General features: G+C 47.8%; 14 protein-coding genes and 1 other annotated feature. Of the genes, 5 read left to right on the top strand and 9 right to left on the bottom strand.

All coding sequences use genetic code 11. The annotated features are described in order from the left end of the window. Position 1: 1 nt before the first annotated feature. The 4 genes from IJ369_RS04035 to IJ369_RS04020 all read right to left on the bottom strand — a co-directional run bounded on the left by IJ369_RS04035 (position 2) and on the right by IJ369_RS04020 (position 3403). Positions 2 to 547: a Holliday junction resolvase RecU gene (locus IJ369_RS04035; RefSeq protein WP_290716276.1), complete on the bottom strand. Its 546-nt coding sequence runs from the start codon at positions 545 to 547 to the stop codon at positions 2 to 4. Between the two features lie 56 nt (positions 548 to 603). Next, positions 604 to 1389 (bottom strand): divergent polysaccharide deacetylase family protein, encoded by a 786-nt coding sequence (locus IJ369_RS04030; protein ID WP_290716274.1) that lies wholly within the window; start codon positions 1387 to 1389, stop codon positions 604 to 606. A 101-nt stretch (positions 1390 to 1490) separates the two neighbouring features. Then, on the bottom strand, positions 1491 to 2864 hold the full coding sequence (locus IJ369_RS04025) for an MATE family efflux transporter (protein ID WP_290716273.1): 1374 nt from the start codon (positions 2862 to 2864) through the stop codon (positions 1491 to 1493). Positions 2865 to 2938: 74 nt separating this feature from the next. Beyond that, a complete protein-coding gene (locus IJ369_RS04020) occupies positions 2939 to 3403 on the bottom strand; it encodes a hypothetical protein (protein ID WP_290716271.1) in 465 nt (154 codons plus the stop codon). Between the two features lie 146 nt (positions 3404 to 3549). On the opposite strand from IJ369_RS04020, the gene IJ369_RS04015 reads away from it, so the two are divergent. The 3 genes from IJ369_RS04015 (at position 3550) to IJ369_RS04005 (ending at position 6437) form a co-directional block, all read left to right on the top strand. Continuing rightward, on the top strand, positions 3550 to 3729 hold the full coding sequence (locus IJ369_RS04015) for a hypothetical protein (protein ID WP_290716268.1): 180 nt from the start codon (positions 3550 to 3552) through the stop codon (positions 3727 to 3729). 216 nt (positions 3730 to 3945) lie between these two features. Next, positions 3946 to 4521 carry a xanthine phosphoribosyltransferase gene (locus tag IJ369_RS04010; RefSeq protein ID WP_290716266.1) on the top strand — a complete coding sequence of 192 codons (576 nt, stop codon included), beginning with the start codon at positions 3946 to 3948 and terminating at the stop codon, positions 4519 to 4521. A gap of 269 nt (positions 4522 to 4790) precedes the next feature. Next, positions 4791 to 6437, top strand: coding sequence for a SulP family inorganic anion transporter (locus IJ369_RS04005; protein WP_290716264.1), 1647 nt, complete (start codon positions 4791 to 4793; stop codon positions 6435 to 6437). A 49-nt stretch (positions 6438 to 6486) separates the two neighbouring features. Here IJ369_RS04005 and IJ369_RS04000 read toward each other — a convergent pair whose 3' ends face one another. The 5 genes from IJ369_RS04000 to IJ369_RS03980 all read right to left on the bottom strand — a co-directional run bounded on the left by IJ369_RS04000 (position 6487) and on the right by IJ369_RS03980 (position 10111). Beyond that, positions 6487 to 7869, bottom strand: coding sequence for a TrpB-like pyridoxal phosphate-dependent enzyme (locus tag IJ369_RS04000; RefSeq protein WP_290716262.1), 1383 nt, complete (start codon positions 7867 to 7869; stop codon positions 6487 to 6489). A gap of 312 nt (positions 7870 to 8181) precedes the next feature. After that, positions 8182 to 8529, bottom strand: a complete 348-nt coding sequence (locus IJ369_RS03995) for a CD1247 N-terminal domain-containing protein (RefSeq protein WP_290716260.1) — start codon at positions 8527 to 8529, stop codon at positions 8182 to 8184. Positions 8530 to 8560: 31 nt separating this feature from the next. Further along, the gene (efp, locus tag IJ369_RS03990) at positions 8561 to 9124 is read right to left on the bottom strand and encodes an elongation factor P (protein ID WP_290716258.1); all 564 of its coding nucleotides are present in this window, start codon (positions 9122 to 9124) and stop codon (positions 8561 to 8563) included. Between the two features lie 129 nt (positions 9125 to 9253). Next, the gene (locus IJ369_RS03985) at positions 9254 to 9763 is read right to left on the bottom strand and encodes a YqeG family HAD IIIA-type phosphatase (RefSeq protein WP_290716256.1); all 510 of its coding nucleotides are present in this window, start codon (positions 9761 to 9763) and stop codon (positions 9254 to 9256) included. Positions 9764 to 9766: 3 nt separating this feature from the next. Further along, positions 9767 to 10111, bottom strand: a complete 345-nt coding sequence (locus IJ369_RS03980) for a NifB/NifX family molybdenum-iron cluster-binding protein (protein ID WP_290716254.1) — start codon at positions 10109 to 10111, stop codon at positions 9767 to 9769. Between the two features lie 118 nt (positions 10112 to 10229). On the opposite strand from IJ369_RS03980, the gene IJ369_RS03975 reads away from it, so the two are divergent. Further along, positions 10230 to 11345, top strand: coding sequence for an aminopeptidase (locus IJ369_RS03975; protein ID WP_290716251.1), 1116 nt, complete (start codon positions 10230 to 10232; stop codon positions 11343 to 11345). 118 nt (positions 11346 to 11463) lie between these two features. Beyond that, positions 11464 to 11711: a binding site (T-box leader), on the top strand. An 87-nt stretch (positions 11712 to 11798) separates the two neighbouring features. Continuing rightward, positions 11799 to 13808, top strand: coding sequence for a methionine--tRNA ligase (gene metG, locus IJ369_RS03970; RefSeq protein WP_290716249.1), 2010 nt, complete (start codon positions 11799 to 11801; stop codon positions 13806 to 13808). Position 13809: the final 1 nt, after the last annotated feature.

The raw sequence follows: 13809 nt of genomic DNA, 5'->3' as shown, positions 1-13809 counted from the left end.
ATCACTCACTTCCTTGCTTTTCTGTTTCCTCCAAGTACAGGCTGACCGCTTCCAGATAATGCAGGATGCTGCCTGTCTGCTGGATGCTGTATTTTTTATCGAAGGCAGCATAGGGGATGGATTTGCGTCCGCCCTTTGCCGCATTTTCCCAATATATCTTCAGTGTTTCAAAGGGCAGCAGATAATATTCATCCACTGCAGAAAAATGTACCAAAAGAAAGGAAAGGCCCCGCTGCTCCTTAAATTCCTCCATAAACGCCATCTGATGCTCATGGATATTCTGCAGGGGCAGGCTTTTGCCCGCCGTTTCCTTGGCATCGAAGGCCACGGGGATGCCCTGGGCTACGCCGATATAGTCTACAGTAGACTGCTTTTCGAAATAGGCCAGAGTAATCGTTTTCGATTCCCCATCCATCTTTACAGGGGTGATAGGCGTAGGAATTTTCTGGAACAGGGCCAGTTTTGACTGCCGATAGCGTTCATTTGTGAAATTGATGATCTCTTCAAAGGTGCTGCCCCGCAGCCCTCTGGAATTCCAATGGGCCATATTCCTGCTCCTTCCCTCATTTTTGTATATACGGAGTTATTTTACCATAGTTTACATTATTTTGCTAGGGCGCTTACCTTCACGAAAACGATTCCCGCCTGTTCCAGTTCCGGAATCAGTTCCTTGATGGCACGGGCGGTCACTTCCCCGCCCTCGGGGCCCACGTGGCCAATGGCAAGGGCTTCGCCTTTTTCCAACGCAACTTCCGCCGCCTTGCGGAGATTGGATTTTACCACTTCCAGAGAATCGGTGCTGTCCAGAAATACGTCCCGCCCCAGGAAGGTGACGCCTTTTTCCCGGGCGATGGTTTTCCCAAGGCTATTTGGCGTCGTCATGCTATCCACAAAAAGGGCGTTTCTTTCCTTTAAAATATCCATCACAGCGGAAAGGGCAGTTCTATCCTCCATGATGGCAGAACCCATGTGGTTATTCAGCCCTACGGCATCGGGCAGGATGGAAAAGGCCTCATTGACCCTCTCTTTGATTTCCGCTTCGCTCATCTCTCGAAAGATGCCCTTTTCCCCGACCCATTCTCGTTTCCCTGTCAGGGATTCCATAGGCATATGTATGAAAATTTCCTTTCCCGCCTGCCGCACCGCTTCCACATCGGCTTCTGTGCAGGAAGAGAAAGGCATCACTGCCGCTGTAAAAGGGATTTCTAAGGCAAGCATTTCTTCCGTCCCTTCGCCGCAATAACCAAAATCGTCAATGAGGATGGCAAGCTCCCCTCGCTTTTCCCCGCTGACCGGTTCTGCCTGTCTTGCCGCAACTGTTCTGCCACCCAGAAAGCACATCCCAAACAACACCAGATATTTCACACCCGTTTTCCAGTTCTTTTTCATCCAAATCGCCCCTATCCTTTCGTTACTCTATACCTATCCCCTTTCTTTGTCCCATATGTAAAAAAAGAGCATTGGAAAAATCCAATGCTCAAATTTTTTATTTAAGAAACCATGCCTTTTGCCTTCCAGCCCTTCAATTCTTTTACCAGAAGAAGGACTGCCAGCAGGAAGGTCAATACATCGGCGATGGGAGCCGCCCCCAAAGCGCCATCCATCCCAAAACGGGCAGACAAAATCAGCGCCAGCGGGATGAGGAACAACACCTGTCTGGAAAGGGACACGGTCAGCGCCTTCACAGGACTGCCGATGGCCTGGAAGAAGGACGCCGTTACGTTGGGCAGGCCATAGACGAAGAAGCCCAGCATATACAGACGGAAACAATGGACCGCAAATTCCTGATACAACGGTTCATCTTCCACAAACATAGACGCCAGCAGGCCGCCGCCGAAATGGAATACGGCAAACCACACCATAGAAATAACGATAGAAGCCTTTGCCGCCACTTTGATGGTCTGTTTAACGCGTTCGAACTGCTTCGCGCCAAAGTTGAAGCCATTGATGGGCTGGGTGCCGGAAGCCAGACCCACAAACATGGAGTGGGCGATCTGATAAATTTTCATCATCAGGCCATAACAGGACAGAGCGATATCGCTGCCATAAATGGTCTGGGCGCCATATTTGCGCATCAGGTTGTTCATCACGATCTGGGTCGCCGCCGATGCGGTCTGGGTACAAAGGCTGGGGAAACCCAGCTTGAAAATATTCTGCACCGTTTTGCCCTGCAAAGGGAGATTTTCTTTTTTCAGATGGAAATGCTGATAGCGTGGCAGATATGCCAGGGCGATACAGCCGGAAACGATCTGCCCGATGATGGTAGCCAGAGCCGCCCCCGAAATGCCCCAATCAAAGCCAAAAATGAAGATAGGGTCTAAAATTACATTCAAAATTGCACCGATCATCATGCTTCGCATCATGTACTGAGGGTTGCCGTCGGCACGGATGATGGCCGTAAAAGCCATATTACACATGGCAAAGGGCTGCCCGATCAGGGTGATGCTCATATATTTCGCCGCTTCCTCCACGATGGTGGGGGATGCGCCGAAAAATACTACCAACGGCCTTACGAAAATCAGCCCAAAGACCATCAGCAGAAGCCCTGCGCTCAGCAAAAGCACAACGGCATTGGCGAAAGTCCTGTCGGCTTCGTCCTGTTCTTTTCTGCCCAAATGCAGGCTGATATTTGCCGCGCAGCCATCCCCGATGAGCAGGGCCATTGCCGCCGCAATGATGCCCAAGGGGAAGGTGACATTGGTGGCTGCCACACCGGCGATGCCCGTAGCATGGCCGATGAAGATCTGGTCAACGATATTATAAAGGTAGTTTACCATCAGGGTCAGGGCCGTTGGAACGGAAAATTTCAGCAAAAGCCGCCCGATGGGGTCTGTCCCCAGGATATTCTGTTTTTGTTCAGCCATGCCGCTCCTCCTTTCCCATGCCTGAAAGAGAAGCCCCAAGTCTCTCTTCAGACTTGAGGCTTTCGGTCTTTTTCTTACTGGCCTACAGGCTTGCCGCAGGAACCACAGAATTTCTGGCCTTCTGCCAGCACTGCGCCGCAATCTGCGCATACAGGAACAGGATCTTTTTCAATGCCTGCTTTTTCCGCCGCCTGTTCTGCTTCTGCCGCTTTTTCCGCTGCTTTGCGTTCTGCTTTTTCTGCTTCGCGCTCTGCTTTTCTTGCTTCGCTTTCCGCTTTGATCTGGTCGATCTGGGCTTCATATTCACGAATCTTATCCTGGGCAACTACGATCTTGTCGCAGATCAGCATTGCTTCCTCGTCCAACTGTTCGCCCACCGCGAATTTGGACCAGTAATATTCGCCCAGTTCTCTCTGAAAGCCCTGGATATTGCCCTTTGTAATATTGATCTCGCTGATCAGTTTATTTGTTTCCAGGCTGTCATTTGCCTTTTCAGAAACAGTTTTTGCCATTTCATTCAGTTTATCAAAGAAAGCCATAGGTATTCCTCCTTATTGCATCGATATTTATCCTTATTATATATTTTCTTCATTTTTCCTGCAATCCCTTTTTCTTCTGCCCTTTTTCCGCATGAAAAAACAAAATCCCTTCATATTATAATCATATAAAAAGGAGGTGATGAAAGATGGACTGGTTTCGCAAATGGAACACCCTGCCAGAGGAGGTACAGCAGCTGATTTTACACAACGGACGGGATATGCATAAATTTTACACTCTTTCCACAGAAGAAAGACAGGAAGTATTGAATCGTATCCGTATGGCAAACACGCCGGATGAGCTGGAAAGTACAGCAAAACGAAAATAGGCGCAGCCTTTCATGGGATTGCCCTTCACACAAAATCCCCAAAACTTTTGCAAAAAAAACAGACTTTCTATTCAAATTCCCAATTCTCCTGAAAAACGGGCTTTTTTGGCAAATCGCTTATTTACATTGGCAAAAGCAGGCCGTATAATAAATAAGATATCTTTTTGAGATTCAAGCAACAAAGCAGTAAAGAAGTTTAGAGAGGAAGCCAGCAGCATGGATTTGTTAAAGAGAAGAATTCTCCAGGACGGAATAGAATTGGGGACAGAAGTCGTAAAAGTAGATTCTTTTTTGAATCACCAGCTTGATATTGGTCTTTTTATGGCTATCGGGAAAGAAATCCATCGCCGTTTTGCTCATCTGGGCATCAATAAAATCCTGACCATCGAAGCATCCGGCATCGGCATCGCAGCCATCACTTCCATGTATTTCGATCTGGTTCCCGTTGTTTTCGCAAAGAAAACACAGCCTAACACCATGTCCGATGATTTCTACGGCGCAGCTGTAAAATCCTTTACAAAAGGCACCGTTTCCATCGCCCGGGTATCCAAGCAGTATCTGAATGAAAACGACAGAGTCCTCATCCTCGACGACTTTATGGCACACGGCGAAGCTGCCATGGGTCTTTGCTCCCTGGTGGAACAGGCCGGCGGTAAAGTTTGCGGCATTGCAGCTGTCATTGAGAAAGAATTCCAGGGTGGCAGCGCAAAGCTGAGAGAAGCAGGCTACAATGTAGATTCTCTGGTTGTTATCACAAAGATCGAAGATGGTCATATCATTTTCAAAGACTGATTTTTTTATCAACAAAATATTCTCCCCGCCCCAAACGGCGGGTTTTTTTATGTATTTTTGCAAAATCCAAAATTTAACACAAAATTTGCACAAAAAAAGGCAGGAAAAATCTCCGTTTTCACGGTTGAGAACTGCCACCCGCTTTGTTATGATAAGCAGGCGTGCTTTGTTTTTTAAAAAAGCCCTAATAAATGCCTGTTGCCTTTGCAACTTTTTATAAAAATGAGATGTATGTATTATAACGAACCACATGAAGGGAGTTTTTATGTATGCTGAGTGCTTTTATCAGCAGTTTGAAAAATGAATTCCGCGGCTATAACGCAGCCGCATTGACAAAAGACCTGATGGCCGGCCTGACCGTTGCCGCAGTGGCCCTGCCCCTGGCGCTGGCCTTCGGTGTCAGCAGTGGTGCCGATGCCGCTGCCGGCCTGATCACAGCCATTATCGCCGGTCTGTTCATGAGCTTGCTTTCCGGCGGCTATTACCAGATTTCCGGCCCTACCGGCGCCATGTCCGCTATCCTGATCCCGCTGGTAGCATCCTACGGTATCGATGGTGTGTTCATCGCCACGCTGATCGCCGGTGTGATCCTGCTGATCGCCGGTATCCTGCATCTGGGCAAGCTGACATCCTTTATCCCCGCCCCCGTTATCACAGGCTTTACCTCCGGTATCGCCGTTATCATCGCCATGGGGCAGATCGATAATTTCTTTGGTACATATTCCGAAGGCTCCTCCAATATTGCAAAACTGCTGAGCTATGGCATACTGGGCTTCGCCCCCAATATGACCGCTGTTGGCATTGGCGTCTTCGTTGTACTCTTTATGGTTTTCTTCCCTAAAAAATGGAATGCAGTGGTTCCTGCATCCCTGCTGAGCATCATCATCGCCACAGCCGCATCCATCTTTATGGGTCTGGATGTTGCAGTGGTCGGCGAGATCCCCAAAACACTGACACCCGAAAACCGCCTGATGTTCAGCGCTCTGGATCTGAAAACCATCGGCGCCCTGGTAACACCCGCTTTCTCCATTGCCATCCTGGGCATGATCGAAAGCTTGCTCTGCGGTGCTTCCGCAGGCCGTATGACCGGCGTTCGCCTGGATGCCAACCAGGAATTGATCGCTCAGGGTATCGGTAACATCTTCCTGCCCTTCTTCGGCGGTATCCCTGCAACAGCAGCCATTGCCCGTACCAGCGTAGCCATCAAATCCGGCGCAAAAACAAGACTGACCGGTGTGTTCCATGCAGTAGGTCTTTTGATCTCCATGTTCCTGCTGGCTCCCGTTATGTCTAAAATTCCTCTGGCAGCCCTGGCTGGCGTTCTGATGGTAACAGCCTGGAGAATGAATGAATGGGAATCCATCCACTATATCTTCTCCCATAAATTCAAGGGCGCGATGCTGGAATTCGTTGCCACAATGCTGGCAACTATCGTATTCGACCTGACAGTAGCTATCCTGATCGGCGTTGTCATCGGTCTGGTATTCCTGGTATCCCGTCTGTCCTTCATCGAAATCAACTACGAAGATGTTGATATGAACCGTATGCACGTTACAGACCCTGTTCTGTGCGAACGCTACAGCAACGCAAAGGTAGTTTACATCACAGGCCCTATGATCTTCGCAAACACACAGTCTGTAGCTGATATCGCTCTGAAAGTGTCTGGTTACGATACCGTCCTGTTCTCCATGCGTGGTGTATCCAACATCGATATTTCCTGCGCACAGACCCTGCGCGAACTGGTAGACAGCCTGCGCGCAAAGGGCGTAGACGTTGCCGTCTGCGGCGTACCTACTCACGCTATGAAAATGATGGATCGTTCCGACCTGCACGATATCATCGGTGACGAAAACTTCTACTGGAGCGTGGAACGCGTTCTGCTGACAAACAGACCCAGACCCACTGCAAAAACATAAGAAAGCATAAAAATAACCCGTATCCAAAGGATACGGGTTTTTATTTTACTTATTTTTCAGGAACATCAGGCAGACCATTGAAGCCGATCTGCAGATCTTCATCTGTGGGGATATAGTCGCTCATTACGCCATTATTGAATTTTTCATAAGCAACCATATCGAAATAGCCTGTGCCGGTCAGACCGAATACAATCGTCTTTTCTTCGCCGGTCTCTTTGCATTTCAGGGCTTCATCGATGGCTACGCGGATGGCATGGGAGCTTTCAGGGGCAGGCAGGATGCCTTCAATGCGGGCAAACTGTTCTGCTGCTTCGAATACGGCTGTCTGTTCCACAGCGCGGGCTTCCATCAGGCCATCATGATACAGCTGAGAAACAACAGGGCTCATGCCGTGATATCTCAGACCGCCTGCGTGGTTGGGAGAAGGGATGAAGCCGCTGCCCAGGGTGTACATCTTCGCCAGAGGCGTTACCATACCTGTATCGCAGAAATCGTATGCAAATTTGCCTCTTGTCAGGCTGGGGCAGGATGCAGGCTCTACAGCGATGATTTGATAATCCTTTTCACCGCGGAGCTTTTCGCCCATGAAGGGAGAGATCAAACCGCCCAGATTGGAGCCGCCACCGGCACAGCCGATGATGATATCGGGCTCGATGCCGTATTTATCCAGGGCCGCTTTTGTTTCCATACCGATGATGGACTGATGCAGCAATACCTGATTCAGCACACTGCCCAGAACGTAGCGGTAACCTTCTTTGCTGACTGCCGCTTCTACGGCTTCGGAAATGGCACAGCCAAGGCTGCCTGTAGTGCCGGGATGTTCCGCCAGGATCTTCTTACCGATCTCCGTTGTCGTAGAGGGGGAAGGAGTCACAGATGCGCCGTAAGTACGCATCACTTCTCTGCGGAAAGGTTTCTGTTCATAGGATACCTTTACCATGTAAACTTCACAATCCAGACCCAGATATGCACAAGCCATGGAAAGGGCTGTACCCCACTGGCCTGCACCGGTTTCTGTTGTGACGCCTTTCAGGCCCTGCTTCTTCGCATAATAAGCCTGGGCAATAGCGGAATTCAGCTTGTGGCTGCCGCTGGTGTTGTTGCCTTCAAATTTATAATAGATTTTTGCAGGTGTCTGCAGTTTTTCTTCCAGACAATACGCACGAACCAGAGGTGCGGGTCTGTACATTTTATAGAAATCCAGGATCTCCTGGGGGATATCAATATAAGCGTTGTCGTTATCCAGTTCCTGCTGCACCAGTTCATCGCAGAATACCGCGCCCAGTTCTTCCGCAGTCATAGGCTGCAGTGTGCCGGGATTCAGCAGCGGTGCAGGTTTCACTTTCATATCGGCACGAACATTGTACCATTTTTTAGGCATTTCCTGTTCTTCCAGATAAATTTTGTAAGGGATTTTTTTGTCCTGTTTCATAAAGCATGTCTCCTCTCGTCTTTCTTTTCTGTTCTTTCTAATCTCGTCTGAAAAATTTCTATAAAACATAAAAATTTTGACTATCGTACATCACCCAAAGACATTTGTCAATATTTCATGGTCAATTTTGGCAGAAACGCCTTTTCCTTTTTAACGTAAACCAAAAAATTTCGGTGTATTTCCCACTAAAATAATAAGATTACCATTACAAATTTGTATGTCCTGCCGAAATTTTCCAACAGAAATTTTTTTAAAATTTCAAATAAAAAAGGCACGACTTGGAATCTCCAAATCGTGCCTTGATTTTGCAAATCAGAACTTCAGCTCATCGATATCGGCTGTACCCATGGGGATGCTGTTGCCGCACCCGGGACAGGCGATCTCTTTTTCTGTTTCCATGGTCTCCTCATCCACGTCGATCTCCTCGCCGCAGTTGGGGCAAATAAAGGAATAGAAGAAGATGGGTTCATCTGTTTCATCCATATCTTCGTCATCCATTACCATATCTTCATCATCCATGAATGTCTCCAGCATGAAAGCCATGTCGTCCAGAACATCCAGAATACCATGGAAGATTTTTCCCTCTTTGCTTTCTTCGGGGAAGCCGCTTCCATCGCAAAGCCCTCTTAAATAAGTGATCTTTTTTTCAAAATATTCCATTTGTCAAAAGCCTCCCTGCCAAATCAGGTGATTATTCTTTGGATCTGCCCAGATATTCGCCTGTTCTTGTGTCGATCTGAACTTTTTCGCCTTCTTCAATGAACAGAGGAACCTGGATCTGCAGACCTGTTTCCACTGTGGCAGGTTTCAGAGCGCCCTGTGCTGTGTTGCCAGCGAAGCCGGGTTCTGTTTCTGTGATGATCAGGTCAACGAACTGAGGAGCTTCTACCAGGAAAGGAGAACCTTTGTAGAATTTTACTGTAACTTCATCATTTTCTCTTACATATTTCAGAGCTTCTTCTACCTGATCGTAGTGCAGAGGGATCTGATCGAATGTAGCGTTATCCATGAAGTAGTACAGTTCACCATCGCTGTACAGATACTGCATTTTCTTTGTTTCGATGTGTGCTTTGGGGAATTTGTCGTTAGGGTTGAACGCTTCTTCTCTTGTAGCACCTGTCAGAATGTTTTTGTATTTTGTTCTTACGAAGGGAGAACCTTTACCGGGTTTTACGTGCTGGAAATCCAGAATTACGTGGGGTTCGCCGTTCATTTCAAAAGTAATACCTTTTCTAAAATCACCTGCAGAAATCATAATATTGCCTCCTCAAAAATAAAATTCAATTTTATTATTCCAAATTACAATGCCAATTACCTCAGCATATTCCTTTATATTTTAATAGATTGAGCCGTATATTTCAATAAAAACTTGAAAAAACCACTCTTATTTGCCATATTTCTTGAAATAAACCTTCATCACCTGACGTTCCAGACCACGTTTTACCTTTGTCTGAATCTGATCTCTGTCACAGATAGGGGCTGTCATGATGCAAAGCAGACCTCCCTTATGTCCGCACCACATATCGGTGAAAACCTGGTCGCCGATCATGGCTGTGCTTTCGGGGGTTGTGCCCATGATCTCCATGGCACGGTTCAGTTTTTTGATGCCGGGCTTGCCCGCCTTATGTACTGCCAGAGCACCCAGTTTTTTATTGAACAGATGCACTCTGTCCTTTGTATTATTGGACAAAATGCAGAGTTTGAACCCTTCTTTTCTCAAAAAGGCAAACAATTCCACGATCTCCTCATCGGGCTCCGCCACATCAAAGGGTGCGACCGTATTATCGATATCGAATACCAGCCCGCGGATGCCCAGCTTTCTCATATCATCCAAAGGCAGTTCAAATACAGATTTCACATAAATATCAGGAAAAAAACGTTCCAGTAATGCCATAAATCATTCCAACCCTTCTCTTCCGCGCCAGTAGGCGTTTTCGTCAATGTCCCCCAGTCGTTCCCCGCTGAGATAGCGGATCATCACATCATCCGCCTCGCCGATAACCCCATAGGTCAACTCAATGCGCTTTGCACGAAGCGTATTGCGGGCAGAGGAACGGATTTTGCCGCAGATGACGGCATTGATGTCCTGCTCAGTCAGAAAATCCGACACAGTGGTCTTACCCAGAGGGATGATCTCTTTTTTCTTTACCAGTTCGATCTCCACTTCATACACCGTGAATTCCGTGGCACGGCTGTACTGCTGGTCGATCCTGCCATTTTTTGTGGGAATGGCAACACGCATGTCAATCCCTCCTTTCCTCCTTCCATTTTAGAAGGAACAGCATATCTTTGTCAATTTTTTTGCATATTTTTCTAAAACAGTGTACAATACTATTCAGAAAAATGAAAGGAGAAAGATTATGGACGAAAGAATCAAGACTTTAGCATATAACTTAGTACATTATTCCTGCCGACTGGAAAAAGGCGAAAAGGTGTGGATCTCCTGCAACGGCATTCACCCCATGCCTCTGGTGAAGCAGATCATCAAGGAAGTATATAAGGTGGGTGCTGTGCCCTTCGTACAGCTGATGACAAACTCTCTGGAAAGAGAACTGCTCCTGGGCGCAACAGAAGAACAGCAGAAAATGCTGGCGGAAGTGGACTGCCACCTGATGAAGCAGATGGACGCTTTCATCGGCGTACGCGGCGAAGATAACCTGACAGAGCAGTACGATGTGCCCACAGATAAGATCGACATGCAGAACCGCCTGTATGATGACCCCGTACATCATCAGATCCGCGTGCCCCATACAAAATGGGTCGTTCTGCGCTATCCCACAAATTCCATGGCCCAGGCAGCAAAAACCTCTCTGGAAGACTTCGAAGATTTTTACTTCAACGTATGCAATCTGGACTATGGCAAAATGAGCAAGGCTATGGACAGCCTGGTGGAACTGATGAACAAGACAGACAAAGTGCGCCTGGTGGCAAAGGATACAGATATCACTTTCTCCATCAAGGATATCCCTGCCATCAAATGCGCTGGCGCCTGCAATATCCCCGACGGCGAAGTTTACACAGCCCCTGTGAAAGACTCCATCAATGGTGTCATCACTTACAACACACCTTCCGAAATGAACGGTTTCACCTTTGAAAACGTAAAACTGACATTCAAGGATGGTAAGATCGTGGATTGCGACGGCAACGACAAAGAACGTCTGGAAAAGGTATTCAATACCGACGAAGGCGCAAGATATGTAGGTGAATTCGCCATCGGCGTGAACCCCTACATTACAGAGCCCATGAACAACATCCTGTTCGACGAAAAAATCGCAGGCTCCATCCACTTTACTCCCGGCAACAGCTATGACGATGCCCCCAACGGCAATAAATCTGCCATCCACTGGGATATGGTACTCATCATGACTCCCGAATATGGCGGCGGCGAAATCTGGTTCGACGATGTACTGATCCGCAAGGACGGTATCTTCGTTGTGCCCGAGCTGGAATGCCTGAACCCCGATAATCTGAAATAACTTCGACAATCTATAGAGCCGCGGAACGCACCGCGGCTTTTTTCCTTATCATACGTTCTTTTTCCCGTGTATCCATTGACAGAAAACCGGGAAATATAGTAAAATATCTTTTATTAGATGAACAGCTATGAAAAGGAGAGTACGCGATTTTCGCTTTGCCACAGAGAGCCCCGGCAGCTGGAAAGGGGCGCAGGAGCAACCGCCGAAGATGACCTTGGAGCTTCGCCCCGAGTATCTGCAAAACAGATATTAGGTCGCGACGGGTTCGCCCGTTATTGCGAGCGGGTATTTCATACCCACAGAGGTTTTTTCCGTGAGGAAAGAACGAAGTAAGGTGGTAACACGGCAAATCTGTCCGTCCTTTCACTATGGAAAGGGCGGCTTTTTTTCGCACGTTTCCTCTTGCCAGACAAAGTAAAAAACCATTTTATAAAATAAAAAGGAGAGATATTTGTGGCTAAAGAAAAATTCTATATCACCACACCCATTTACTATCCCAGTGATAAGCTGCACATTGGCCATTCCTACTGCACAGTAGCAACTGACACAATGGCTCGTTACAAAAGACTGCGCGGCTATGACGTTATGTTCCTGACAGGTACAGATGAACACGGTCAGAAGATCGAACGTATCGCAACAGGCCAGGGTATGACTCCCAAGGAATACACAGACAAAGTTGTAGCAGGCATCAAAGACCTGTGGAAACTGATGGAAATTTCCTACGACAGATTCATCCGTACAACAGATGACTACCACGTAAAAGCAGTACAGAAAATTTTCAAACAGCTGTACGATCAGGGCGACATCTACAAATCTTCCTACGAAGGCTGGTACTGCACACCCTGTGAATCCTTCTTCACAGAAACACAGCTGAAAGACGGCAAATGCCCTGACTGCGGCCGTGACGTAGAACTGCTGAAAGAAGAAAGCTATTTCTTCCGCCTTTCCAAATACGGCGACAAGATCATCAAATATTATGAAGAAAACCCTGAATTCCTGCAGCCTAACACACGCCAGAACGAAATGATCGCAAACTTCCTGAAACCCGGTCTGGAAGATCTGGCTGTTTCCCGTACCTCCTTCAAATGGGGCGTACCTGTAGAATTTGACCCCGGCCACATTGTATACGTTTGGATCGACGCGCTGTCCAACTACGTAACAGCGATGGGTTATGGCAGCGACAACGATGCGGACTACCAGAAATACTGGCCCGCAGATGTACACGTTGTAGGTAAGGAAATCGTTCGTTTCCATGCCATCATCTGGCCCGCAATGCTGATGGCTCTGAATATGCCTCTGCCTAAGAAGGTATTCGGTCACGGCTGGCTGGTTATCAACGGCGGCAAAATGTCCAAATCCGTTGGTAACGTTGTTGACCCCGTTGTTCTGGTGGAAAAATACGGCGTAGATGCCATCCGTTACTTCCTGCTGAGAGAAATCGCTTTCGGTCAGGATGGCAACTTCACAAACGAAGCACTGATCCAGAGAATCAACTCCGACCTGGCAAACGACCTGGGCAACCTGGTTTCCAGAACCTGCGGTATGATCGAAAAATACTTCGGCGGCAAGCTGCCCGCTGACAGAGCAGAAACAGAATTCGACGCAGACCTGAAAGCTGTTGCAGCAGCTACAATCCCCGTTGTAGAAGCAAAAATGGACAACATGCTCTTCTCCGATGCGCTGATCGAAATCTGGAATCTGATCCGTCGTACAAACAAATATATCGACGAAACACAGCCCTGGGTTCTGTGCAAAGACGAAGCAAAGAAAGCAGAACTGGCAAATGCACTGTACAACGTTGCAGAAAGCATCCGTATTATTTCCATCCTGATCCAGCCCTTCATGCCTCTGACACCTGCAAAGATCTGGGCACAGCTGAACATCGCTGCAGGCGAACTGACAGAATGGGAAAGCACAAAGACATGGGGTCTGCTGCCTGCTGAACTGGCTGTACAGAAAGGCGAAACACTCTTCCCTCGTATCGACATGAAGAAAGAACTGGAAGCTCTGGAAGCTGCCATCAAAGCATCTCAGGCTACTTCCATCGCAAACCAGAAGAAGGAAGAAGAAAAGAAAGAAGAACCCAAAAAAGAAGAAGCAAAAGCACCTGCCCACGAAGAACCTGAATACCCCGCAGAAATCACCATCGACGACTTCTGCAAGGTTCAGCTGAAAGTCGGCGAAGTCATCGAAAGCAACGAAGTGCCCAAATCCAAAAAACTGCTGAGAAACGTCGTAAAATTCGGCGATGAAGAAAGAGTCATCTTCTCCGGCATCAAGAGCACATATGCGCCCGGCGAACTGGTTGGCAAACGCGTTGTGGTTGCTTACAACCTGAAACCCAGAAAGATGATGGGCGAAATGAGCTACGGTATGATCCTGTGTGCAGAAGACAGCGACGGCAAACTGTCTATCCTGACAACACTGGATGAAAACTTCGAAAGCGGCAGCGCAATCAGCTAAT

This window comes from Anaerotignum sp. (genome assembly GCF_017483025.1).
GTDB lineage: Bacteria > Bacillota > Clostridia > Lachnospirales > Anaerotignaceae > Anaerotignum_A.
Note: the sequence above shows the minus strand (reverse complement) of the source record. Positions and strands in the feature narration are given on the sequence as shown.

Bases quoted from the DNA above. Each gene is read 5' to 3' on its own strand.
- IJ369_RS03980 (WP_290716254.1), bottom strand. From the start codon at position 10,111: ATGCGTGTTGCCATTCCCACAAAAAATGGCAGGATCGACCAGCAGTAC.
- IJ369_RS03975 (WP_290716251.1), top strand. From the start codon at position 10,230: ATGGACGAAAGAATCAAGACTTTAGCATATAACTTAGTACATTATTCC.
- IJ369_RS04015 (WP_290716268.1), top strand. From the start codon at position 3,550: ATGGACTGGTTTCGCAAATGGAACACCCTGCCAGAGGAGGTACAGCAG.
- IJ369_RS04020 (WP_290716271.1), bottom strand. From the start codon at position 3,403: ATGGCTTTCTTTGATAAACTGAATGAAATGGCAAAAACTGTTTCTGAA.
- efp (WP_290716258.1), bottom strand. From the start codon at position 9,124: ATGATTTCTGCAGGTGATTTTAGAAAAGGTATTACTTTTGAAATGAAC.
- IJ369_RS04010 (WP_290716266.1), top strand. From the start codon at position 3,946: ATGGATTTGTTAAAGAGAAGAATTCTCCAGGACGGAATAGAATTGGGG.
- IJ369_RS04005 (WP_290716264.1), top strand. From the start codon at position 4,791: ATGCTGAGTGCTTTTATCAGCAGTTTGAAAAATGAATTCCGCGGCTAT.
- IJ369_RS04035 (WP_290716276.1), bottom strand. From the start codon at position 547: ATGGCCCATTGGAATTCCAGAGGGCTGCGGGGCAGCACCTTTGAAGAG.
- IJ369_RS03995 (WP_290716260.1), bottom strand. From the start codon at position 8,529: ATGGAATATTTTGAAAAAAAGATCACTTATTTAAGAGGGCTTTGCGAT.
- IJ369_RS03985 (WP_290716256.1), bottom strand. From the start codon at position 9,763: ATGGCATTACTGGAACGTTTTTTTCCTGATATTTATGTGAAATCTGTA.
- IJ369_RS04025 (WP_290716273.1), bottom strand. From the start codon at position 2,864: ATGGCTGAACAAAAACAGAATATCCTGGGGACAGACCCCATCGGGCGG.
- IJ369_RS04000 (WP_290716262.1), bottom strand. From the start codon at position 7,869: ATGAAACAGGACAAAAAAATCCCTTACAAAATTTATCTGGAAGAACAG.
- IJ369_RS04030 (WP_290716274.1), bottom strand. From the start codon at position 1,389: ATGAAAAAGAACTGGAAAACGGGTGTGAAATATCTGGTGTTGTTTGGG.